This window comes from Frankia sp. AvcI1 (assembly GCF_001420875.1).
GTDB classification, from domain to species: Bacteria; Actinomycetota; Actinomycetes; order Frankiales; family Frankiaceae; genus Frankia; species Frankia alni.
This window is the reverse complement of record NZ_LJFZ01000023.1, coordinates 73,502-95,703: the sequence shown is the minus strand read 5'-3', so window position 1 is coordinate 95,703 and position 22,202 is coordinate 73,502. Positions and strand designations below refer to the sequence as shown.

At 73.9% G+C, this 22,202-nt stretch carries 16 protein-coding genes and 17 pseudogenes; 11 read left to right on the top strand and 22 right to left on the bottom strand.

What is annotated here, in order from left to right; translation table 11 throughout:
* Positions 1 to 149: 149 nt before the first annotated feature.
* From UK94_RS21805 to UK94_RS21775, 10 genes and pseudogenes are all read left to right on the top strand, one after another.
* Entirely contained in the window at positions 150 to 1,352 is a 1,203-nt protein-coding gene (locus UK94_RS21805; RefSeq protein ID WP_011605703.1) for a phosphoglycerate kinase, read from the top strand.
* 15 nt (positions 1,353 to 1,367) lie between these two features.
* Positions 1,368 to 2,219, top strand: coding sequence for a triose-phosphate isomerase (gene tpiA, locus UK94_RS21800; protein ID WP_231861121.1), 852 nt, complete (start codon positions 1,368 to 1,370; stop codon positions 2,217 to 2,219).
* Positions 2,220 to 2,644: 425 nt separating this feature from the next.
* The gene (gene secG, locus UK94_RS21795; RefSeq protein WP_011605700.1) at positions 2,645 to 2,875 is read left to right on the top strand and encodes a preprotein translocase subunit SecG; all 231 of its coding nucleotides are present in this window, start codon (positions 2,645 to 2,647) and stop codon (positions 2,873 to 2,875) included.
* Positions 2,872 to 4,689, top strand: coding sequence for an ABC transporter substrate-binding protein (locus UK94_RS21790; RefSeq protein ID WP_050997190.1), 1,818 nt, complete (start codon positions 2,872 to 2,874; stop codon positions 4,687 to 4,689). Before secG ends, UK94_RS21790 begins: the two co-directional genes overlap by 4 nt.
* Positions 4,690 to 4,934: 245 nt before the next feature.
* On the top strand, positions 4,935 to 5,270 hold the full coding sequence (locus UK94_RS21785) for an RNA polymerase-binding protein RbpA (RefSeq protein WP_009399449.1): 336 nt from the start codon (positions 4,935 to 4,937) through the stop codon (positions 5,268 to 5,270).
* A 38-nt stretch (positions 5,271 to 5,308) separates the two neighbouring features.
* Positions 5,309 to 5,579 (top strand): annotated as a pseudogene (locus tag UK94_RS76355) (hypothetical protein); the annotation flags it as partial.
* Positions 5,580 to 5,608: 29 nt separating this feature from the next.
* Positions 5,609 to 5,799, top strand: a pseudogene (locus UK94_RS61270) (serine/threonine protein kinase); the annotation flags it as partial.
* Between the two features lies 1 nt (position 5,800).
* A pseudogene (locus UK94_RS61265) lies at positions 5,801 to 6,105 on the top strand (protein kinase); the annotation flags it as partial.
* Position 6,106: 1 nt separating this feature from the next.
* A pseudogene (locus tag UK94_RS61260) lies at positions 6,107 to 7,003 on the top strand (serine/threonine protein kinase); the annotation flags it as partial.
* Between the two features lie 153 nt (positions 7,004 to 7,156).
* A complete protein-coding gene (locus tag UK94_RS21775; RefSeq protein WP_041939537.1) occupies positions 7,157 to 7,546 on the top strand; it encodes an SHOCT domain-containing protein in 390 nt (129 codons plus the stop codon).
* A gap of 211 nt (positions 7,547 to 7,757) precedes the next feature.
* Here the strand turns inward: UK94_RS21775 and pgl are convergent, their stop codons facing one another.
* The 13 genes and pseudogenes from pgl to UK94_RS21750 all read right to left on the bottom strand — a co-directional run bounded on the left by pgl (position 7,758) and on the right by UK94_RS21750 (position 13,962).
* Positions 7,758 to 8,558 (bottom strand): 6-phosphogluconolactonase, encoded by an 801-nt coding sequence (gene pgl, locus UK94_RS21770; protein ID WP_011605694.1) that lies wholly within the window; start codon positions 8,556 to 8,558, stop codon positions 7,758 to 7,760.
* Positions 8,555 to 9,775: a glucose-6-phosphate dehydrogenase assembly protein OpcA gene (locus UK94_RS21765; protein WP_055751315.1), complete on the bottom strand. Its 1,221-nt coding sequence runs from the start codon at positions 9,773 to 9,775 to the stop codon at positions 8,555 to 8,557. The genes pgl and UK94_RS21765 overlap by 4 nt, the downstream gene beginning before the upstream one ends.
* A gap of 112 nt (positions 9,776 to 9,887) precedes the next feature.
* Positions 9,888 to 10,526, bottom strand: a pseudogene (locus tag UK94_RS61255) (glucose-6-phosphate dehydrogenase); the annotation flags it as partial.
* 1 nt (position 10,527) lies between these two features.
* Positions 10,528 to 10,576 (bottom strand): annotated as a pseudogene (locus UK94_RS61250) (hypothetical protein); the annotation flags it as partial.
* Position 10,577: 1 nt separating this feature from the next.
* Positions 10,578 to 10,907 (bottom strand): annotated as a pseudogene (locus tag UK94_RS61245) (glucose-6-phosphate dehydrogenase); the annotation flags it as partial.
* Position 10,908: 1 nt separating this feature from the next.
* Positions 10,909 to 11,420: pseudogene (locus UK94_RS61240) on the bottom strand (glucose-6-phosphate dehydrogenase); the annotation flags it as partial.
* 153 nt (positions 11,421 to 11,573) lie between these two features.
* Positions 11,574 to 11,766 (bottom strand): annotated as a pseudogene (locus UK94_RS61235) (transaldolase); the annotation flags it as partial.
* A gap of 1 nt (position 11,767) precedes the next feature.
* Positions 11,768 to 11,888 (bottom strand): annotated as a pseudogene (locus UK94_RS61230) (transaldolase family protein); the annotation flags it as partial.
* Between the two features lies 1 nt (position 11,889).
* A pseudogene (locus UK94_RS61225) lies at positions 11,890 to 12,142 on the bottom strand (transaldolase family protein); the annotation flags it as partial.
* 1 nt (position 12,143) lies between these two features.
* Positions 12,144 to 12,452 (bottom strand): annotated as a pseudogene (locus tag UK94_RS61220) (transaldolase family protein); the annotation flags it as partial.
* Between the two features lies 1 nt (position 12,453).
* The coding region (locus tag UK94_RS61215) for a transaldolase family protein (protein WP_313949568.1) at positions 12,454 to 12,689 on the bottom strand (236 nt) is incomplete at its 3' end.
* Between the two features lie 784 nt (positions 12,690 to 13,473).
* Positions 13,474 to 13,599, bottom strand: a complete 126-nt coding sequence (locus UK94_RS74640; protein WP_256789196.1) for a hypothetical protein — start codon at positions 13,597 to 13,599, stop codon at positions 13,474 to 13,476.
* Between the two features lie 27 nt (positions 13,600 to 13,626).
* Complete coding sequence (locus UK94_RS21750) at positions 13,627 to 13,962, bottom strand: hypothetical protein (RefSeq protein ID WP_011605690.1); 336 nt, start codon at positions 13,960 to 13,962, stop codon at positions 13,627 to 13,629.
* Between the two features lie 106 nt (positions 13,963 to 14,068).
* Here UK94_RS21750 and UK94_RS21745 point away from each other — a divergent pair, with 106 nt between their 5' ends.
* Positions 14,069 to 14,938, top strand: a complete 870-nt coding sequence (locus UK94_RS21745) for a heme o synthase (protein WP_041940779.1) — start codon at positions 14,069 to 14,071, stop codon at positions 14,936 to 14,938.
* Positions 14,939 to 14,994: 56 nt separating this feature from the next.
* Here UK94_RS21745 and UK94_RS21740 read toward each other — a convergent pair.
* From UK94_RS21740 to UK94_RS61200, 9 genes and pseudogenes are all read right to left on the bottom strand, one after another.
* Positions 14,995 to 15,382 (bottom strand): annotated as a pseudogene (locus tag UK94_RS21740) (PPOX class F420-dependent oxidoreductase); the annotation flags it as partial.
* Between the two features lie 365 nt (positions 15,383 to 15,747).
* Positions 15,748 to 16,032 (bottom strand): annotated as a pseudogene (locus UK94_RS61210) (heme A synthase); the annotation flags it as partial.
* 1 nt (position 16,033) lies between these two features.
* Positions 16,034 to 16,773: pseudogene (locus UK94_RS21735) on the bottom strand (COX15/CtaA family protein); the annotation flags it as partial.
* A 166-nt stretch (positions 16,774 to 16,939) separates the two neighbouring features.
* The gene (locus UK94_RS21730) at positions 16,940 to 17,665 is read right to left on the bottom strand and encodes an ABC transporter permease (RefSeq protein ID WP_231861721.1); all 726 of its coding nucleotides are present in this window, start codon (positions 17,663 to 17,665) and stop codon (positions 16,940 to 16,942) included.
* Positions 17,666 to 17,796: 131 nt separating this feature from the next.
* The gene (locus tag UK94_RS21725) at positions 17,797 to 18,900 is read right to left on the bottom strand and encodes an ABC transporter ATP-binding protein (RefSeq protein ID WP_011605685.1); all 1,104 of its coding nucleotides are present in this window, start codon (positions 18,898 to 18,900) and stop codon (positions 17,797 to 17,799) included.
* Between the two features lie 80 nt (positions 18,901 to 18,980).
* On the bottom strand, positions 18,981 to 19,520 hold the full coding sequence (locus UK94_RS21720; RefSeq protein WP_041940778.1) for a transcriptional regulator: 540 nt from the start codon (positions 19,518 to 19,520) through the stop codon (positions 18,981 to 18,983).
* A gap of 278 nt (positions 19,521 to 19,798) precedes the next feature.
* Positions 19,799 to 21,116, bottom strand: a pseudogene (gene glpK, locus UK94_RS21715) (glycerol kinase GlpK); the annotation flags it as partial.
* A gap of 1 nt (position 21,117) precedes the next feature.
* Positions 21,118 to 21,361: FGGY family carbohydrate kinase (locus UK94_RS61205; RefSeq protein ID WP_268761548.1), on the bottom strand; the 244-nt coding region annotated here is incomplete at its 3' end.
* 470 nt (positions 21,362 to 21,831) lie between these two features.
* Positions 21,832 to 22,164, bottom strand: a pseudogene (locus tag UK94_RS61200) (hypothetical protein); the annotation flags it as partial.
* Positions 22,165 to 22,202: the final 38 nt, after the last annotated feature.

Here is a 22,202-nt window from a genome sequence, read left to right as displayed (position 1 = left end):
CGTGGTTGCGTCCCGCACTCTCCCTGTAGTCCCGCAACCGCAACGCCGCGGAGCGTGTCCGGCCAGGTTCCCGGTGGGGATCGCCGGAGGCGGTTCNCAGCATCGCCCGTCTCCCTTCCCCGGTCTCGAACCCAATGGAGTAACCAAGAGTGAGGACGATCGACGACCTGCAGGTCGCCGGGCACCGCGTCCTGGTCCGCAGCGATCTGAACGTGCCGCTGGACCGTTCGGGCGACACCCCGCGCATCACCGACGACGGCCGGGTCCGCGCCAGTGTCCCGACGATCGCCGCGCTGCTGGACCGCGGCGCGCGCGTGATCGTGACCTCCCATCTCGGCCGTCCCAAGGGTGAGCCCGACCCCAGGTACTCGCTGGAGCCGGTCGCGGCCCGCCTCGGCGAGCTGCTCGGCCGACCGGTCGCCTTCGCCGGCGACGGCACCGGCGACATCGCCGGCGCCCACGCACGCGAGGTCGTCGCGGGTCTCGGCGACGGCGAGGTGGCGCTGCTGGAGAACCTGCGTTTCTCTCCCGGCGAGACCAGCAAGGACGCCGTGACCCGGGCGTCGTTCGCGGACGCCCTGGCCGCCCTGGCCGAGTTCTACGTCGGCGACGCCTTCGGCGCGGTCCACCGGGCCCACGCCAGCGTCGCCGACGTGCCCAAGCGGCTGCCGCACGCGGCCGGCCGACTGGTGCTCACCGAGCTCGACGTGCTGCGCCGGCTCAGCGCCGACCCGGCCCGCCCCTACGCGGTGGTCCTCGGTGGCTCGAAGGTGTCGGACAAGCTCGGGGTCATCCGGGCCCTGCTGCCCAAGGTCGACGCGCTGCTCGTCGGCGGCGGCATGTGCTTCACCTTCCTCGCGGCCCTCGGCCACGGCGTCGGGGGCTCCCTGCTCGAAGCCGAGATGATCGACACCTGCAAGGCGCTGCTCGCCGAGGGCGGGGACCGCATCGTGCTGCCGACCGACGTCGTCGTCGCCGACCGCTTCGCCGCCGACGCGCAGACCGCCGTCGTCCCCGCCGACGGGATCGGGGACGGCTGGCTCGGCCTCGACATCGGCCCGGCGTCCACCGCGCTGTTCGCCGGACGGCTCGACGGCGCCGCCACCGTGTTCTGGAACGGCCCGATGGGCGTGTTCGAGCTCGCGCCGTTCGCCGCCGGCACCCGCGGGGTCGCCAAGGCCATCGCCGCCGGGGACGGCTTCTCCGTGGTGGGCGGCGGGGACTCCGCCGCCGCCGTGCGCACGCTCGGCATCCCCGAGGACGCCTTCAGCCACATCTCCACCGGCGGCGGGGCGAGCCTGGAGTACCTCGAGGGCAAGACACTGCCCGGCCTCGCGGCGCTCGATGTCTGAGACCGGGAGCGTGTGATGGCACCGCTGGGCCGGGGACGTTCCGAACGGGGCACCGAGAAGGGTAAGAACAGCGTGAGCAAGGACAAGGGCACCGGGCGGCGGACACTGGTGGCCGGCAACTGGAAGATGAACCTCAACCACCTTGAGGCCATCGCGCTGGTGCAGAAGATCGCCTTCGATCTCAAGCCCGCGGAGCTCGAGACCGTCGAGGTCGTCGTCATTCCTCCGTTCACCGACCTGCGCAGCGTCCAGACGCTGGTGGACGGCGACAAGCTCGCGCTCGGCTACGGCGCACAGGACCTCTCCCAGCACGGTTCCGGCGCCCACACCGGCGACATCAGCGGGTCGATGCTGGCCAAGCTCGGCTGCTCCTACGTCGTCGTCGGCCATTCCGAGCGCCGCGCCGACCACCACGAGGACGACGCCCTGGTCGCCGCGAAGGCAAAGGCGGCCTACGCCGCCGGGATCACGCCGATCCTGTGCGTCGGCGAGGTCGAGGAGATCCGCGCGGCCGGCACCCACGTCGAGCACGTGCTGGGCCAGCTCGCCGGGTCGCTCGCCGGGATCACCGCCGAGCAGGCCGCGACGATCGTCATCGCCTACGAGCCGGTGTGGGCGATCGGCACCGGCCGCACGGCGTCCGCCCAGGACGCCCAGGACATGTGCGCCGCCGTGCGCGGGAAGCTCGCCGAGCTCTACGGCGACGCGGCGGCCGCGGGCATCCGCGTCCTCTACGGCGGCTCGGTGAAGGCGGCGAACGCCGGCGAGCTGTTCACCATGCCCGACGTCGACGGCGGGCTTGTCGGCGGGGCCAGCCTCGTCGCCGAGGAGTTCGTCGGCATCGTGCGCAGCGGCCCGCCCGCCTGAGGCAGCCGCACCGAGCCCCGACGGGGCAGTCGCACCGAGAGCCCGGTGGGGGTGAACCCCGCCGGGCTCTCGTCGTCGGGGCGCGGTGCCAGATCTCGACGCGCGCAACGCTCGCCCCCCGGCCGGACCCGGCGGCGCATCGCCCGCACCCGGCGGGGTGCGTCACCACGGTCCGGGCGGGCGGGTGCGGTACCTTGGCGGAACCGTCGAGAATCGGCCGGCCGGGCCGTTCTGTGCGCGGCTGCCCGCCGTACACCCGGTCACGCGCCTGGCCCCTCACGGTGCCGGTTCCGGCGAGGTCTGGCCGGCGCGGGCGGATATTGTCGCATGACGACGTGTGCCGATACCGCCTGCCCCCCGACGGTCGCCGGATCCACCCACGTTGTTGGCAGGCGCAGGTTGCCGAGGAGCAGGAGCTGGTCTGAATGACGGTCGGTCTGTCGATCGCCTTGATCATCGCGAGTATTCTGATGATCCTGCTCGTCTTGTTGCACCGGGCCAAGGGCGGCGGTCTGTCCACCCTGTTCGGTGGGGGAGTGTCCTCGTCGCTCGGGGGTTCCTCCGTCGTGGAGAAGAACCTCGACCGGCTGACCGTCCTGGTCGGGACCGTGTGGTTCGTCTGCATCATCGGTCTCGGTCTGCTGCTGAAGAATTGAACGCCCCGCGTGCGCGCCGGCGCCCCCGCAGGGCGGCGGCATCCCGACTCGCGGCGCTCGCCGCCGTGCTCGCCGTCGCGGTCGCGGCCTGCAGCGGCGGTTCCGGCGGCTCCGGCCGCCTCGCCGCCCCCACCAGCCCCACCCCGACGGCCGCCGCCACGACCCCGCCGGCCGCCAAGCCCGGGGGCACCCTGCGCATCGTCGCCCAGCAGATGCCCAGCGGAGACCCGGGCTGGGCCGACCAGCCCGGCGAGCAGGCCGTGACCCGCCTCGTCACCCGCCAGCTCTACAGCTATCCCGCCGACGCCGACCCGGCGAAGTCGACGGTCCCGCGGCCCGACCTGGCCGCCGGGGCGCCGATCGTCACCGAGGAGGGGCTGGTCTACACCGTCCGGCTGCGGTCGGCGGCCCGCTGGGACACCCCGAACCAGCGGCGGATCACGGCCAACGACGTCGCCCGCGGCCTCAAGCGGCTGTGCGTGCCGCCGGACCCCTCCCCGCTGCGCGGCTACTTCGCCGCGACGGTCGTCGGCTTCCGCGAGTTCTGCACCGAGCTCGCGGCGACCCCGGTCGCGGACGCCGCCGCCTTCGTCGAGAGCAGCACCATCGAGGGGGTGGAGATCGTCGGCGACGACACCGTCGCGTTCCACCTGCTCGCCCCGGTGAATGACTTCGTCGACGTGCTGGCCCTGCCGGCGGCGTCGCCGGTGCCGCTGGAGGCGCTCGCCTACCCGCCCGACTCACCGGAGTACCTGCGCAACCTGGTCTCCGACGGGCCCTACCGGTTCACCATCGCCCCGGACGACGATGCCACGCCGGGCTACCGGCTGGCCCGCAACCCGTCGTGGAGCGCCTCCTCGGACGGCATCCGCCGGGCGCTGCCCGACCACATCACGATCACCGACGGGCTGACCCCCGAACAGATGCAGCAGCAGCTCGAACGCGGCGACGCGGACATGGCGCTCGACGGTGAACTCCCGGCCGGCCGGGCCGCGGAGCTGGCGAAGGCCAAGGATCCGCGCCTCGTCGTCGACCCGGTGGGGTCCACCCTGGCGCTCACGGTGGGCCTCGACGGGCCGTCCGCGGCCGCGCTGCGCGAACCGGTCATCCGCCAGGCGCTGCCGTACTGCGTGGACCGGGTGAGCCTGGCCGCGGCCCTCGGCGGCCCCGAGTTCGCCTCGACCACGGGCGGCCTGCTGCAGGAGCCGATGACCGGCTACCACGACGCCGACCCCTTCCCGAGCCCCGCCGGCCTCGGCGACCCGGCCCGCTGCCGGGAGGCGCTCAGCCAGACTCCCGGCGGCCCCGTCACGGCGCTGTCGCTGCTCACCACGGACAGCGCCACCGACGCGGCGGTCGCCGAGGCGCTGCGCACCGCGTTCGCCCGCGCCGGCGTCCGCCTCGACGTGCGGATCCGCACGGGTGCGCGGTTCGCCGCCGCGGCGAACCAGCCGACCGGCCAGTTCTGGGACCTGGCGCTGTCCACGATCACCCCGGCGTGGTTCGGTGACGCCGGGCGCACGGTCTTCCAGCCGCTGCTGGACGAGGACTGGCTCGGACCGCGGCCCGCCGACGGCGGCTACCGCGATCCGAACGCCTCCCGCCAGCTCGACGCCGCCCTGCGGGCCACCTCGGAGACCACCGCGGCGGCCTCGTGGGGCGCGCTGGAGCAGACGGTCGTCGGCAGCGCCGCGGTGATCCCGCTGGCGGTCGTGCACGCCCCCGAGTTCCACAGCGCGGGGGTCACGACGTTCGCGATCGTCCCGTCCGTCGGCACGGCCGATCCGTCCGCCGTGTCGCTCGGATCCGGATGACGCCCGACCCGTCCATGATCGTCCCGGCTGCGCATGGCCGAGTTGGGGTGGTCGGTGCATCCACGTTGGGCCGTGGCGGCCTACACTCCCCCCAGGACGTACCCGGAGGGACAACCCGGGGGAGTGGCCGGGAACGTCATGCTTGCGGAACCGGCTGTCGGATTCCGCGGTGGGGCACACCGCGGGGCCGCCGCAGCGGGTTCCGGGCTACCACCCATGGGACGAGACGAAGGAGCACGCGGGCCGTGGCAGGTGGCAACGCCATCCGGGGGAGCCGGGTCGGGGCAGGACCGATGGGAGAGGCGGAGCGCGGTGAGACCGCGCCCCGCCAGCGCATCTCCTTCTGGTGCGCCAACGCGCACGAGACGAGACCGTCGTTCGCCGCGGACGCGGCCATTCCCGACACGTGGGACTGTCCGAGCTGTGGCTTTCCGGCGGGGCGGGACCGGGACAACACCCCGGCCCCGCCGCGGACCGAGCCGTACAAGACCCATCTCGCCTACGTCCGGGAACGGCGTAACGAGAAGGACGGCGAGGCGATCCTCGCGGAAGCACTCGCGAAGCTGCGGGGTGCCCCCTAGGCTGATTCGAGGCCTGACGCCCGCCCGGCCTCCGGTCCGTGCCGCGCCCGCGGCCGTCCGGGGCCGGGCAGGCGGGCCGCTTCCGATCGGTGCCCGTTGCGGGTGCGCGGGACGCTCCCGGCCGGCTCCGTCAGGCCCGCCGCCGAGGATGGTGCGCCGTGACCACGAATGATGTCGGCGCCGGGCGGCTCGTCGCGGGGCGTTACCGACTGGCCGAATGGCTGGGCGCCGGTGGGATGGGCACCGTCTGGCGGGCGTACGACGAGGTGCTGCAGGTCGACGTCGCGGTCAAGGAGATCCGGTTTCCGGNCGACCTCGACGACGCCGAGCGGGCCGGNCAGGTCGAGACGGCGATGCGGGAGGCGCGCAACGCCGCCCGGCTGCGGGGCAACCCGCACGTCGTGACCGTCCACGACGCCGTCGAGCAGGACGGCCTGCCGTGGATCGTGATGGACTACGTGCCCGCCGCCACCCTCGCCGCCACCGTCGCAGGGCGGGGACCGCTGCCGGTGGAGCGGGCCGCCCAGGTNGGACTCGGCGTCCTCGACGCCCTCGTCGCCGGCAAGCGGCTCGGCGTGCTGCACCGTGACGTCAAGCCGTCCAACATCCTGTTGACGCAGGACGGCCGGGTGCTGCTCACCGACTTCGGCATCGCCACGCACGTCTCCGACCCGACGCTCATCGGCGGACTCGGCAGCGGCGGCACCCCCGCCTACCTGGCGCCCGAGCGGCTGCTCGGCGGCGCCGCGACCCTGGCCGGCGACCTGTTCGCGCTCGGCGCCACCCTGTACCTCGCGGTCGAGGGCGTCTCCCCGTTCCAGCGGGAGAGCGTGCCNCTGACCGTCGGCGCGGTGCTGCACGCCAACCCGCCCGATTTCACCCGCGCCGGGCCGCTGGCCCCCGCGATCTCGGGGCTGCTGGCCAAGAGCCCGGCGAGCCGGCTGCGCCCGGACGGCGCGCACGCCCTGCTCACCCGGGCGCTGTCCGCCTCCGCGCGGGCGCACCCGGAGGCCGGCCCGCGCCGTCGAGGTGCGGGCGGTGCGGCGGGATCCGTTCCAGTGGCCCGCAGCGGTGCGACGCAGGACGGCCCGCCCACCGCCGGGGGTGGAGCTGCGACGCCGGTGTCCCTGGTGGCGTCACCGCGACTCCCTCTCGACGGCGGGTCGGGACGGCGTCGGGTGGTCGCCGGTGGTGGGTCGGGACGGCGTCCCGCGGGCGGCGTGCCGGCGGGGTGGGACCTGGCGGGGGGCGGGGTCCTGCGGTCGGCGCCGAGCGGAGTGCGCCGGAGCCGGCGGCTGACCGGCCTGGTGCTCGCCGCCCTGCTGCTGGTGCTGGTCGTGGCGGCGGCGGTCGGACGCCTGCTCCTGCCCGCCGGTGGTGGCGGTGCCGGCGGCAGTGATCTGCCCGCGGGCATGATCGGACGATGGCGGGGCACCGTCAGCCAGGGCACGGTCTCGTATCCGGTCGAGATCACCCTCGCCGGCGGCCGAGTGGGCGAGACCCTCGGCCGGGCCTGGAACACCCGCGACGGCTGCACCGCCGACCTGCGACTACTGGCCGTCGACAGTGCCGGAGCTCACTTCACCGAACGACTCACCGCGGGCGTCGGGGAGTGTTTCGCGCTCGAGGCCGAGGTGCTCGCGCTGGGCACCGACGCCACTCTCGACTACCACTATCCGGCGTCCCCGCTGACCTCCGGCGGGCATGCGGTCCTGCGTCGCGTGTCCGGATGACGCGAGGACGCGGATTTCCACCCGCGACAGGTGACCGGGAGCGACGGCCGGGCGGCTGCGGGCGGGTATGACCCGGGTCTCGGCCCGCAGGCCCCGCGCGGACCGGCGACCGTGCCCCGTCTCCGGGGCGCGGTACTGACTGGAGGTGCCGCGGTGGATCCCGACTTCCCGTTGCTGAGCGTGTTTCTCTACATGGTCTGGTTCTTCGCCTTCGTGCTGTGGCTGTTCCTGCTGTTCGCCGTGATCACCGACGTCTTCCGCAGCCCGGACCTGTCCGGCTGGGCGAAGGCCGCCTGGACCGCCGCGATCGTCGTGCTGCCCTGGCTCGGTGTGATCGCCTACCTCATCGCCCGCGGCGGCAGCATGCACGAGCGCAGCCGCGCCGCGGCGGATCGGGACGAGCGGATGTGGCGGGCGTACCTCGAGCGGGCCGCGGCCCCGACGAGCAGCGCCGACGAGCTGGTCAAGCTCGCGGACCTGCGTGATCAGGGAATCATCAGCGACGCCGAGTTCGAACGCGGCAAGACGCGGATCCTCGCCTGAGTGCAGGCGGCGGCCCGGGGCAGCGGGCCCGAAGACGCCGGGCCCGAAGTCGGCGGGCCCGGCGAATCCGGCCCCCCCGACCGACGACCGACCTCACCACCCACCGACCCACCGACCCGCCGACCCAGCCGTCGCTCGGTGCGCCGTGCGTGGCTGGGTGGCGGGTTGGGGTGGCGAGTGTCACTGGGGTGGCGGAGTCAGGCGGCGGGTGTCAGCGCTGGGGCGCTGGCAGGCGGGAGGCGGCCGCCTGGTCGACCAGCCAGAGGGTGCGCTCGCGGCCGACGGCTCCGGTCGCCGGGACGTCGATCGGCCCGGCTCCGGAGAACGACGCGGCCACCGCCGCGGCCTTCTCCTCGCCCGCGACGATCACCCACACCTCGCGGGCGGACTGGATCGTTGGCAACGTCAGCGAGATGCGTTCCGGCGGCGGCTTCGGGCAGTCGTGCACGGCCACCACCGGCTCCGTGGCCACGACCCCCGGCGAGTTCGGGAACAGCGACGCGACGTGCCCCTCCGGGCCGAGACCGAGCAGCACGACGTCGAACGCGGGGACCGCGGCGCCGGGCGCGGCGCGACCGGCGAGCAGGGCCGCGTACTCCGCCGCCGCCGACTCCGGGTCGGCGTAGCCGGACGCCGCAGTGGCGCCCTCGACATCCCCACCGGCCGTCTGGGCCGCACGATGGCCCATCGGGAACACCCGCTTCGGGTCGACCGGGATGTGGTCGAGCAGCGCCTCGCGGGCCTGCCGGTCGTTGCGGTCGGGCGAGTCCGCGGGGACGAACCGCTCGTCGCCCCACCAGACGTCGACCCTGGACCAGTCGACCGCGTCGACCGCGGGGCTCGTCCGGACCGCGCGCAGCAGCGCGATGCCGATGCCGCCGCCGGTGAGCACCACCGACGCCTCGCCGCGGGCCGCCTGTCCGTCGATCAGCCGGGTGATCAACCGGGCGGCGGTGGCGCGGGCGAGGAGGCCGGCGTCGCGGTGCGGGACGAGCTGCGGCTCGGCTGTCATGCGCCGCCCGCCTTCGGCCGCTCCGCCGCCGCCGTGGACCCGGCGGTTTCGGATCCGGAAGTCGAGCTGGTGGCCGGGCCGGGCTTCGGGCGCTTCGCCCGGACGGCCGAGCTCGACGGGCCGCCGGGAGCGGTGCTTCCGGCGGGGGTGCTTCCGGCGGCCGTGCTTCCGGCGGCCGTGCTTCCGGCGGCGGTGGCCGCCGCGGCCTGGGCGGCGCCGCCGGTCGGCGCAGCGGTGCTGGTGGCCGTCTCGGACCTGTCCATCGGGTCGTGCCAGATGTGCTCGCGGTGCGGCGAGCGGTCGGCGAGGTGCGCCAGGCCGCTCCAGGTGCCCAGCGCCTCGCCGAAGACCTCGTCGTCGTCGAGCCGGCGCAGCTCCTCGGCGAGCAGTTCGCCGACGCCGCGGCCCGGCAGCGGGAGGACCCGGTCCGGGTAACCGGACCGGGAGATCGTCGCCGTCCGGGAGTCGGTCCGGAAGATCGCGAGCTCGGAGCCGCCGAAGGACACGGTGACCTTCGTGATGTCGGGACGGGTCCCGACCTCCTCGACGGACACGGGGATGTCGAGCTTGTTCTGCAGCCAGCCGGCGAAGAGCTGGGCGCTGGGATTGGCCCGACCGGAGGTGATCACCGCCGAGTCGGGCCGGTCGCTGACGGTGTCGAACGCCGCGGCGAGCAGGGTCCGCCACGGCGTCAGGCGGGTCCACGACAGGTCCGTGTCGCCGGGGGCGAAGTCCTTCGCCCGCTGCGACAGCGCGGCCAGCGGGTCGGGGGCGGCGGTGACGTCGGTGACGCGGCGGTCGGCGAAGACGCCGAGCGGATCGTAGGCGATCCGGGTCGGCGGCTCGTCGTGCCACCAGGTGACCACCGGGGCGTCCGGGGCGAGCAGCGGCAGCACGACCGACTCGGCGTGCAGCGCCAGGCGTCCCGACATCCGCATGACGACGGCCTCACCCGGCCCGAGCCGGCCGCCGATCGAGACCTCGGCGTCCAGCCGCGGATGCGGCGACTCGATCTGGCGGCGCACCACGATGAGCAGCCGGCACGGGTGGGCGGAGGCCGCGAGCGTCGCCGCGCCCTCGGCCTCGCTGACGTGCTTCTCGTCGACGACGACGACGAGGGTGAGCGCCAGCCCGAAGGCCAGCGCCCCGGCCGCCCGCCGCTCGGCGGAAAGGGCCTTGACCACCTCAGAACCGGTGGTGTCCCACAGTGTGGTCACGAGGGGCTCCTGTCCGTCCGCGGGAGTGGGCCGGCGGGCGGCAGGGAGCCTCGGTCGCCGGCAGGGTGCACGCCGTGGTGGCCGGCTGGGCGCAGCCGGTGGGTGGGCGCGCTCATGGCCGCCGCCACCGGCGGTCGTCCGCGGCGAGCATCTCGTCGGCCGCCGCCGGCCCCCAGCTGCCCGCGCGGTAGCGGTGCGGGGTCGTGCTCGCCCAGTACTCCTCCAGCGGGTCGACGATCCGCCAGGACTCCTCGACCTCGGCGTTGTTCGGAAACAGCGTCGCGTCGCCGAGCAGCACGTCGAGGATGAGCCGCTCGTAGGCCTCGGGCAGCGCCTCGGTGAACGCCTCGCCGAACAGGAAGTCCATCGCGACGTCGCGGACCTCCATCGCCGAGCCGGGCACCTTGGACCCGAACTTCAGGGTGACGCCCTCGTCGGGCTGCACCCGGATGACGAGCTGGTTGTTGCCGAGCTCGGCGGTGTCGGTCTGGTCGAACGGCAGGTGCGGCGCCTTCTTGAACACGATCGCGATCTCGGTGACGCGCCGCGGCAGCCGCTTGCCGGTCCGCAGGTAGAACGGCACCCCGGCCCAGCGGCGGGTCTCGATGCCCAGGCGCACCGCGGCGAACGTCTCCGTCCGGGAATCCGGTGGGATGTCCTTCTCGTCGAGATAGCCGGGCACCCGTTCCCCGGCGAGCCAGCCCTGCTCGTACTGGCCGCGCACGGCGTAGCGGGCGAGGTCGCCGGGCAGNGAGACGGCGCGCAGCACCTTGAGCTTCTCGGTGCGGATCGTCTCCGGGCNGAAGCTGACCGGCTCCTCCATCGCGGTGAGGGCGAGCAGCTGGAGCAGGTGGTTCTGGAGCACGTCGCGGGCGGCGCCGGTCTCGTCGTAGAAGCCGGCACGGGTGCCGATGCCGACGTCCTCGGCCATGGTGATCTGCACCGAGTCGACGAACTGCGAGTTCCAGACCGGCTCGTACAGGTTGTTCGCGAACCGCAGCGCGAACAGGTTCTGCACCGTCTCCTTGCCCAGGTAGTGGTCGATCCGGTACACCCCCGACGGGGTGAACACGTCGTCGACCAGGGCGTTGAGCTCGCGGGCCGAGGCCAGATCGTGCCCGAACGGCTTCTCNATGACGACCCGGCGCCAGCCACCCGAGTCCTGCGCCGAGGACAGGTTCGTGCGCTGCATCTGCTTGAGCACGACCGGGAACGCCGAGGGCGGGATGGACAGGTAGAACGCGGCATTGCCCCCGATGCCGTGCGAGCGCTCCAGGTCCTCCAGCGTCGAGGCGAGCCGGTCGAAGGCGGCGTCGTCGTCGAAGGAACCCTGCAGGAAGCGGATGGAGCCGGCCAGCCGGTCCCAGACCTCGTCCCGGAACGGGGTACGCGCGCCCTTCTCGGCGGACTCACGGGCGAAATCGACGAAATCGCCGTCCGACCAGTCCCTGCGCGCGAAACCGAGCAGCACGAAGCCGGGCGGCAGCAGCCCGCGGCTGAACAGGTCGTAGACGGCGGGAATCAGCTTCTTGCGGGCCAGGTCGCCGGTCGCCCCGAACACCACGAGGGCGCTCGCGTCCGGCAGCCGGGGCAGTCTGCGGTCACGTGGATCCCGCAGCGGGTTGGATCTCACCGTGGGCGCCACCCGTTCCCCCTTCGTTCTNGCTTCGGTCTACCGAGGTTGTTTCACCTGCGACCATCGCCTGTCCATGACGGACGCTGAGACGATCACCACGGCCGCGGACCGGCCCGGTCATCCGGCCGATCAGGGTCATGCTCACGACGCGGGACGTGCCTGCTAGCCGTCCGTACCGGACCTGCCGAGCTGCTGCGCGATGGTGCCGAGCAGCTGGTTCCACGAGTCCTCGAACTTCTGTACTCCCTGGGTCTCCAGGGTCTCGATCACGTCGTCGATGTCCACGCCGACGGCGGCCAGCGCGGCGAACACCTGGCGGGCGTCGTCGTAGTGCGGGCGGATGGTCTCGCCCTTGNCCTGGCCATGGTCGGCGAACGCCTGCAGGGTCGCCTCGGGCATGGTGTTGACGGTGCCGGGCGCGATCAGCTCGGAGACGTAGATCGTGTCCGGCAGGGACGGGTCCTTCGTCGAGGTCGANGCCCACAGCGGACGCTGCGGCTTCGCGCCCTTCGCGGCCAGCGCCTTCCACCGAGGGGTGGCGAACGCCTTCTCGTACCGTTCGTAGGCCAGTCGGGCATTCGCGATCGCCGTCTTCGCGTGCAGCGCCTTCGCCTCCGGCGTGCCGATCTTGTCCAGTCGCGCGTCGACCTCGGAGTCGACCCGGCTGACGAAGAACGACGCGACCGAGGCCAGGTCGCTGACGTCCCGGCCGGCCTCGATCGCCTGCTCGANGCCGGACATGAACGCGTCGATCACGGCGTCGTAGCGGTCCAGGCCGAAGATCAGGGTGACGTTCACGCTGATGCCCTGGGCCAGGGTCTCGGTGATCGCCGGCAGCCCGTCCTGGGTGGCCGGAATCTTGATGAACAGGTTGGGGCGGTCCACCAGCCACCACAGCGCCCGGGCCTCGGCGACGGTGCGCTCGGCCTCATGGGCCAGGCGGGGGTCGACCTCGAGGGACACCCGCCCGTCCACCCCGCCGGAGGCGTCGTAGACGCCGCGCAGCACGTCACAGGCTTCGCGGACGTCCGCCGCGGTGATNGCGCGCACCGCCTCGCCGACGTCGACACCGCGGACCTTCAGGTCGCGCAGCTGCTCGTTGTACAGGTCGCTGGACGCAATCGCCTTCTGGAAGATCGTCGGATTGCTGGTGACACCGACGACGCTGCGGTTGGCGACGAGATCGGCGAGGTTGCCGGTGCGCAGCCGGTCCCGGCTGATGTCGTCCAACCAGACCGCCACTCCGGCGGCCGAGAGCTCGGACAGGGGGTTGCTCATCGGGCTTTGGTTCCTCTCCGCGGGCGGTGAACGTCCACAACTGGTCGAGCCGTTCGCAAGGTCGAGCCGTTCGAAGGTCCAGCCGTACGTAGGGTCAAGCCGTTCTCAGACTGCAAGTCGTTCTCGGTGCCGGTGATGNCCGCCGCCGGGAGGCGGATCCGGTGCGCCGCCCACCGGCGCAGTCGGGCGGCGCCGCCGACGCCGGCAGTTCCGGCCCGACGCCAGCCTGCTCCCCTGTGGGCACTACCCCGTCGCGCCGGCTCCATCCCAGTCTCGTTCCAGTGTGATCCCCATCTGTTCGACTCCGTGACGCGCGGGTAGCGGTTGGAAGAACACCCGGCGCGAACTGGCGCGACGGGGCCCGTGAGACACACCACGCCGGGTCTCGCCGCGGCGGTGGCGGCCGGTGTCCGGCGGTCCGGACGGCCGGGCGCGGCCGGCGACGTGATCCAGACCGCACGGCCCGTTGCCCGGTCCGGGCGCGGCCGCCGCGCGTGTGCCCCAATCCGGCGGCTAGACTCCGACACGTCGTAGAACACCGTCCGCTCCGTCCCCGGGGCTCCGTACAGTGCGGGTCGTCCGCCGATCCCGCCGATCGCGAGGTCGCTCTGTCTACCGAGGCCGCCCTTCGTCGCCGGCACGTCACCACACGCGGACCGGTGCGGTCGGGCACCTCTCCGTCGGTGATCGCCGCAACCACGCTGCCACCGACCCTGGACCATGTCCCGGCCCAGGGTGCCCCCGACGGCCCGGCCCGCAGCGCCCCCGACCGTGCGGACGCTTCTCACCCGGCGACCGAGCCCGCGCCGATCGGGTCCGCGCCGATCGGGTCCGCAACGATCGGGTCCGCAACGATCGGGTCCGCGCCGACCGGAGCAGCCACGCCGTCCCCCGCGACCGCGACGCCCACCGGTGGCACGATCACCGCTGGGGCCGGTCACTCGAACGGCGTCGCGAAGCCCACCCGGGTCGGCCTCCCCACCGGCCTTGAGGTTTCGAACGGAGTGGCGGTCTCGAACGGGATCAGCGCGTCGAACGGTGTCGCGGTCTCGAACGGTGTCGCGGTCTCGAACGGGGTCAGCGCATCGAACGGGGTCAGCGCGTCCAGCGGCACGGCGGTCTCGCGTGCAGCGGTCTCCCCGGCCGGTGCCGTCCTGTCGAACGTGACGGTGATCCCCCACGGTTCGGCCGCCAGGCCCCGCGTCGGGTCCGGCTCGAACGGCACGTCCGGCTCGAACGGCACCTCCGGCTCGAACGGAACCGCGTCCCCCACGGCGACCCACGGCTACGGTTCCGCCCTGGCGGTGTCGAACGGCACGGTGGCCGCCCACGGGGAGCCCGCAGCCGCGGTGCCCCCCGCCGCGGGTGGGCTCGCCGCGGTGAACGCGAAGATCCGCGCCTACGTCGCCCTCATGAAGCTGCGCGTGGTCGAGCTGCTGCTCATCACCACCGTGCCGGTGATGATGCTCGCGGACCGCGGGATGCCCTCGCTCTGGCTGATCGCCGTCACCCTCGTCGCCGGCACCCTGGCGGCCGGCAGCGCCAACACGATCAACTGCTACGTCGACCGGGACATCGACCAGGTCATGGGCCGCACCAAGCGCCGCCCGCTGGTCCGTGCCACCGTCACCCCGACCGAGGCCCTGACCTTCGGCATCGTCATCGGCATCGTCTCGACGCTGATGTTCGGCCTGCTGGTGAACTGGCCGTCGGCGCTGCTGGCGGACGGCGCGATCGCCTTCTACGTCTTCGTCTACACCCTCGGGCTCAAGCGCCGCACCCCGTCGAACATCGTCATCGGCGGCGCCGCCGGCTGCTTCCCCGTCCTCATCGGGTGGTCCGCGGTCACCGGCACCGTGGGCTGGTCCGCGGTGCTGCTGTTCGCCGTGGTGTTCTTCTGGACCCCGCCGCACTTCTGGGCGCTGGCGATGAAGTTCCGCGACGACTACGCCGCCGCCGGCATCCCGATGCTGCCCGTCGTCGCCCCCGTCGAGGTGGTGACCCGGCGCATCGTCGGCTACTCCTACGCGATGGTGGCCGCCTCGCTCGCGCTGGTCCCGGTGGCCCACACCGGCCCGGTGTACCTGGTGTCCGCGGTGGTCGTCGGCGCCTGGTTCCTCGCTGAGGCGCACCGCATCGACCGCCGGACCCGCCGCGGCGACGACCCCCGCCCGATGCGCCTGTTCCACATGTCGATCACCTACCTGACGCTGCTGTTCGTCGCGATCGCGGTGACCGCCGTCGTCTGAGCAGCCCCGCGGCACAGTCCGGGTCGGTCCGGGGCACTCAGCCCAGCTTCTCGCCNTACACGTGGTCGACCGTCATGCGCATGAGCACCCGGCGGTCGGCCACCATCACCGACCGGTACTCGTCCCAGTCCGGGTGCTCCCCGGCGGCGCTGCGGTAGTAGTGCACCAGCGCCTCGACCTCGGGCCCGTGAGGGTCGGTCCCCGGCCCGACGAGCGTCGCCGTGCCCTCGGCGGTGGCCCAGGCCCGGCCGTCCGGGCTGGTGACCTCCAGGGTGGCGCGCGGGTCCCGCCGCAGGTTCGCCGTCTTGGCCCGGCCTTCGGTCATCGACACGTGCAGGACCCCGGTCTCCCGGTCGAAGAAGGGCTGGACGGGCGAGAGCTGGGGCCGACCGTCCGCCTTGATCGTGGCTAGGACACCGAGTCGACTCGCCGCGAGCAGCGCCCNCGGGTCGAAGGGCGTAGTGGTCATGTCCGAGCCAACCCACGCCCGTCCGACCCGTATTCCTGCCGCAGACAGTGGACGAGCCGTCGCTCGCCCGCCCGCCTTCCGGCCACATCGCGGTCAGATCGCGGTCAGATCGCGGTCAGATCGTGCCGAGGCCTGGGCACGGTTTTCTGGCCGAAAAGCGTGCCGGACCCTCGGCATGTCTGTGTGCGCGAGCGACCACAGAACGGGTGTGACGTGGGCCGGGTCGACGGGCGCCGAGTGGGCGGCGGTGGCGCGAGGCCAGCTGGTAACCCTGGGCAGATCGCGGTCTCCCCAGAGGCAGATCAGCAATGGTCCGCTGCGACGGGAGCTCGGACCACCGTCAGGAGCGTGGCGCACCAACGGTCAGGGGAAGATCTCCGTCGGTCGCCGAGACGTCGGTCGCGGGAGCGTGGGTGGCGAGGACGGTGGTCGCGGAGGCTTCGGTCGGCGTGACGTCGGTCGCGGGAGCATGGGTGGCGAGGACGGTGGTCGCGGGGGCGTCGACCGGCGGACTGACGGTAGACGCCCGGGGGCTGGCCAGGGCCGGGCGGGTGACCATGGCGAGCCACAGGCGCAGCGCGACGACCCACATGACGGTGGCGCCGGTCATGTGCAGGGCGACGAGNCCGGACGGGACGCCGAGGAAGTACTGGGCGAAGCCGATGCCGGCCTGCGCGACGACCACGGCGACCAGGGCGAGCGAGTCGCGCCGGGCGGCCGCGGGGGCGGCGGTGACCCGCACCGCGAACGCCATCGCCGCGACCAGGCCGGTCAGCAGCATCGCGCCGTCGGCGTGCAGCTGGGAGACGTTGACGATGTCGAAGCCGAACCGGGCGGGGTGCTCGCTGTCACCGCTGTGCGGGCCGGTCCCGGTCACCACCGTGCCGAGGACGAGCACGCCGGCCGAGACGACGACGAGCAGCCGGGCCAGCCACAGCAGCGCGGGGGCGACCGCCGGGGTCACCGCACCCGCGCCCTGGCGGGCCCGCCGGTCGAGGACGACCGCGTTCCACAGCAGCACCATGGACAGCAGGAAGTGGGCGGCGACGGTCACCGGGTTGAGCTTCGTCAGGACCGTGATGCCGCCCAGCACCGCCTGGCCGAGGTAGCCCAGCCACAGGCCGAACGACAGCAGGGTCAGGTCCCGGCGGCGGCCCTCGCGCAGGCGCAGCGCCATGATCGGGGTGATGAGCACCACGAGCCCGACGACCAGCCCGACGACCCGGTTGCCGAACTCGATCGCGCCGTGCAGGGCGTACTCGGAGTGCGGCGTGAACGAGCCGTCGCCACACTGCGGCCACGTCGGGCAGCCCAGGCCGGAGCCGCTGAGCCGGACGACTCCGCCGCTGACCACGATCAGGGACAGNGCGAAGACGTTGAGCGCGGTGACGACCTGGAACGCGCGCCGGCTGACGAGCGGCAATCTCCGACGCGTTGTAGAAGCTGGCACGGGTGCCATAGTAACGCCCGGTGCGCCCACGCCTGCCCGGCCGGACGCGGCGCCGCCCGGTCGGGTCATGCGCGGCGGCCGGTTACTCCCAGCGGAACGTGCGGGCGGCCAGGCCCAGGGTCACCACGGCCCACACCGCGAGCACGACCAGGTTGCGGACCCCCGGGCCGGAGCCGTCGGCGAGGACGTCGCGCAGCCCGTCGGACAGCGCGGCGGTGGGCAGCACCTCGGCGATCGCCCGCAGCCAGCCGGGCAGTTCCGACAGCGGGAAGACCACCCCGCCGATCAGCAGCAACAGCAGGTAGACGCCGTTGGCGGCGGCGAGCGTCGCCTCGGCGCGCAGGGTGCCGGCCATGAGCAGGCCGAGCCCGGAGAATGCGGCCGTGCCGAGCACGAGCAGCGCCAGCACGGACGGCACGGCGCCGGCCCCGCCGCTGGGATCCCAGCCGAGCGCGAAGCCGACGGCGAGCAGCAGGACGAGCTGGATGACCTCGACGGCGAGCACTGCCGCGGTCTTGCCGGCGAGCAGGATCGAGCGCGGCAGGGGCGTCGCGCCGAGGCGTTTGAGCACCCCGTAGGAGCGTTCGAAGCCGGTGGCGATCGCCTGGCCGGTGAACGCGGTCGACATCACCGCAAGCGCCAGCACCCCGGGGACGAGGAAGTCCACCGACTTCTCGGTACCGCTCGGCAGCACGTCCACGGCGGTGAAGAAGGCGAGCAGGCCGACCGGGATGATCATGGTCAACAGCACGGACTCGCCGCGACGCAGGGTGAGGATCAATTCGAGCCGGGTCTGCGCGGCGAACATCCGGGCGCGGGTGGCCGCCGCCGGCGCCGGGCGCAGGTCGAGCAGACGGGACCCCGTGCCGGAGCCGTCACGGCCGGCAGTCGGCGGAAGGGGACCCGGGCCGCCGGGCGCGCCGAAGGCGTCGGCGGCGGTCACGAGCCCAGCTCCGAACCGGTCAGCTCCACGAAGACGTCCTCCAGCGTTCGTTGCTCCACCCGGAGATCCTCCGCGAGCACGCCGTTGCCGGCGCACCAGGCGGTCACCGCGGCGAGCAGCTGCGGGTCGACCGTGCCCTGGACCAGGTAGTGCCCGACCGGCCCCTCGTGGGCGGTGGTGCCGTCCGGCAGCGCCAGCAGCAGCTTGCCGAGCTCCAGGCCGGTCGGGGCGCGAAAGCGCAGCTGGCCCTCGGCGCCGCCACGGGTGAGTTCGGCGGGCGAGCCGACGGCCACGACCCGGCCGCGGTTGATGATGATCACCTGGTCGGCGAGGCGCTCGGCCTCGTCCATCGCGTGGGTGGTGAGCACGACGGTGACGCCGGCCGTGCGCAGCTCCTCGACGAGCTCCCAGGTGGTGCGCCGGCCCGCGACGTCCAGCCCGGCCGTCGGCTCGTCGAGGAAGACCAGCTCGGGGCGGCCGACCACGGCCATCGCCAGCGACAGCCGCTGCTGCTGGCCGCCGGACAGCCGGCGGAACGGGGTGGCGGCGGAGTCGGTCAGGCCGAGCCGGTCCAGCAGGGCCGCGGGATCGAGCGGGTGGCGGTGGTGCGCGGCGACCAGCCGCAGCATCTCCCCGGCCCGGGCGCCCGGGTACATCCCGCCGGCCTGGAGCATCACGCCGACGCGGGGACGCAGGGCGACCGCGTCGGCGATCGGGTCGCGGCCCAGGATGCGGACCTCGCCCGCGTCGGCCCGGCGGAAGCCCTCGCAGATCTCCACGGTCGTCGTCTTGCCGGCGCCGTTGGGACCCAGCAGCGCCGTCACCGAGCCGACCGGGACGCTCAGCGACAGCTCGTCGACCGCGCGGATCCGGCCGTCGGAGGAGGCGGCCCGCCCCGCCGGCGCCGCGAGCGTGGCGGGCATCGTCGAGACCTCGGTGAACGGCGCGGGCCGCAGCGCCGGCGCGGCGGAGGCGCGGCGGCCACGTCGACCGTTGCCCCGGGAGCCCTCACCGCGCGCGGTGGCGGACCGGGAGGGAACGGACCGCGCGGAGTAGGTCTTCACGAGGCCAGTGACGCTGACTGCCAGGATCTCGGCCACCTGGCGATCCTACGGATCCGACCGGGGGCCAGGGGGGCCGGTACCCGCCACCTCGGAGCCGACCCGCCCGCCGGGCACCCTCAACGTCGTTGTTGCGGCGGCCGGATGGGCAGGACGCGGCGCCGCGCGCCGACCGCCACCGGCTCGCCCGGCTCCACCAACGCGCCCCAGGCGCCGAGCCGCTCGTAGAGCATCGACGGCGTCGTGCTGTACAGGCGTGACAGCGACTGCAGGTCGGAGCGGCGCAGCCGCAGGATGTCGCGGGAGCTGTCCGAGCGCAGGACCTGCACGATCGCGATCCAGCGCCGCAGCGGACCGGTCCGGGTCGGCGGCAGCTTGCGCAGCCGGCGCAGATCGATGACGAGCGGGGGAAGGTGGTCGACGTCACGGCGGTCGGCTGCCGGCGGGACCAGCAGGGTCGCGGGAACGTCGTACAACTCGGCGAGCTCGACCAGCCGGTGCACCCGCAGGGTGCGGGAGCCTCGTTCGTAGGCCCCCAGCGTGCCCGCGGTCCACCGGCCGTGGGTGCGCTCCTGGACATCCAGCAGCGACATGCCACGCCGGTTGCGCGCCGCGCGAAGCCGGCGCCCGAGCTCCAGGGCGTAGTCCGCCTCGGTCACGGTCTCCGTCCGGGTCAGGTCGACAGGAGACGCCAACCGCCCCCAGTGACAGCCTGTCAGGCATCGGTGCGCCTGGCAGCCGGTTCGACCAAGAAGACGCGAGGGAATGTGGCCCCGGCGTGGTCCCGCGAATGCGGGGTGCAGCAGATCTCGGGGCTGCGTCGCCCGGAAAGTAGCGCTCGGTGACCGACTTGCGCCCCTTGTCATGATCGCACCCGGCGGCGAAAGTGGCCGCGCGGCGGCCGGTCCGCGCCCGTCTCGGTGACTGCCGAAGCAGGTCAGCGAGGTGCGGCGGGGGCGGCGGGGTCGTCGCGGTCGTCGAGGTCGTCGAGGTCGTCGGCCCAGTCCCGGGCGCGGTCGACGGCGGAGCGCCACCGGCGGTAGGCGCGGTCGCGCCGGTCGGCCGGCATCGCCGGGTGGTAGCGCCGCTCGCTGCGCCGGTGCGCGGCCAGCGCGGCGGGGTCGGTGAAGAAGCCGGTCGCCAGGCCCGCCAGGTACGCGGAGCCGAGCGCCGTGGACTCGATGTTGTCGGGCACGTCGACGTCGACGCCGAGCATGTCGGCCTGGAACTGCATCAGCCACGGGTTGCGCGCGGCCCCGCCGTCCGCGCGCAGCTCCCGCACGGCGAAGCCGGCGGCGGCCATCGCCTCGACGACGTCACGGGTCCGGTAGGCGATCCCCTCCAGCACCGCGCGGGCCAGGTGCGCCCGGCCGGTGCCGCGGGTGATCCCGAGCAGGGTGCCGCGGGCGCGCGGATCCCAGTGCGGCGCACCGAGGCCGGTCAGCGCCGGGACGAAGTAGACGCCGTCGTTGCCGGACAGCGACGCGGCGAGCTGCGCAGTCTCGGCGGCATCGCGGATGATCCCGAGGGAGTCGCGCAGCCAGCCGACGGCCGCGCCGGTGGACAGGATCGCGCCCTCCAGGGCGTAGCGCACGGGCTCGCCGTCGAGCTGGTAGGCGATGGTTCGCAGCAGCGACGACTGCGGCGGCGGCACCGCCGTCCCGGTGTTGACCAGGACGAACGAGCCGGTGCCGTAGGTGTTCTTGGCCTGCCCCGCCTCGACGCAGCCCTGGGCGAACAGGGCGGCCTGCTGGTCACCGACGGCGGCGGCCACCGGGATCCGCACGCCGAGGAAGGCGTCCGGGTCGGTCTCGGCGTAGACCCGGGAGCTCGGCACCACGTCGGGCAGCAGCTCGGCGGGCACGTCGAACAGGTCCAGCATGTCGGGAGCCCAGGCCGCGGCGGCGAGGTCGAGCAGCAGCGTCCGGGACGCGTTCGTGACGTCGGTGACGTGGACGGCGCCGGCGGTGAGCTTCCACACCAGCCAGGAGTCGACGGTGCCGAAGGCGAGTTCGCCGCGGCCCGCCCGCCGGCGCAGCGCCGGGTCGCGGTCCAGAATCCAACCGATCTTCGTGGCGGAGAAGTACGGGTCGAGGACCAGGCCGGTGCGGGCGCCGACCGTGCCCGCGTGCCCGTCGGCGGCCAGGCGCTCGCAGCGCGCGGCCGTGCGCCGGTCCTGCCAGACGATCGCCGGACCGACCGGGGCGGAGGAGGACCGCTCCCACACCACGGTGGTCTCCCGCTGGTTGGTGATGNCCAGCGCGGCCAGGTCCGCGGGACGGCGACCGGCATCGGCCAGCGCCGCGGCGACGGTGTCGACGACACTGCGCCACAGCTCCTCGGGATCCTGCTCGACCCAGCCGGGCCGGGGGAATTGGGGATGGATCTCCGTGTAGCCGCGCCCGACGACCGTTGCGTCCCGGTCGAGCAGGCAGACGGTCGTCCCGGTGGTGCCCTGGTCGACCGCGGCCACCACGCTGCCCCGCGCCGGTGTTCCCATCGTCGCCTCCCGCCCCGCGCCGCCGTCCCGCCGATCTTGCCGCAATTCGGGGGAACGGGCATGGCGCCATGCCCGGGCGGCGGTCAGCCCAGGCTGGACAGGTCGACGGCGGAGCCGGGCGGGGTGACGGCGGCGGCCGGCCCGAAGTCGTCGAAGGTCAGCTGGTTGGTGGAGCTGCCCGCGACGGTGATCCGCAGGGGGTAGGCGGGGCCGGTGTTCGCGACGAGGAAGGTCGTGCCGTCGGGCGCCGCGGCCCGCACCGCCCGGGCGCCGCCGACCTTCTCCCGCCGCACCTCGCCGGTGAGCCCCACGAGGTAACTGCCGAGGGAGTCGCTGAGTTTGCCGAGCGTGAAGTAGCTGTACTTGGCGGCGTCGGCGGGCGCGAGCCGGACCCACCGGTCGGCGAGCAGGTCCGCGGCGGCGCTGTCGCCCGTCGCCGTGTAGAAGGAGCGGCCGCGGCGGACGTAGGNATCGTCCTTGATCTTGACGAGCTGGGTCCGCTGGCCGTACTCCTCGATGGTGCCCCGGGTTGTCGTGGCGGACATCACCAGGTCGTAGCGGGCGGGGGAGTCGGAGCTGGGGTCCTCCTCGGTGCCCACCACGTGCACGCCGGGGACGGAGCGCAGCGCCGTGAGCGTCCGGGAGCCGACCTCGGCGGCCGGCAGCTTCTCCAGGCCGTTGGTCTTCTCGCCTCCGCCGCCGCAGGCCGCGACCGCGCCGAGCGCGAGCAGCAGGCCGAGCCCGAGCAGGGTCCGTCCGAGCAGGGTCCGCCCGATGGCGCCGCGCCGTGGTCGAGCCCGCATCCGTCCGCCGCCTCCCCGTCCGAGGTCCGCCGGGGGTG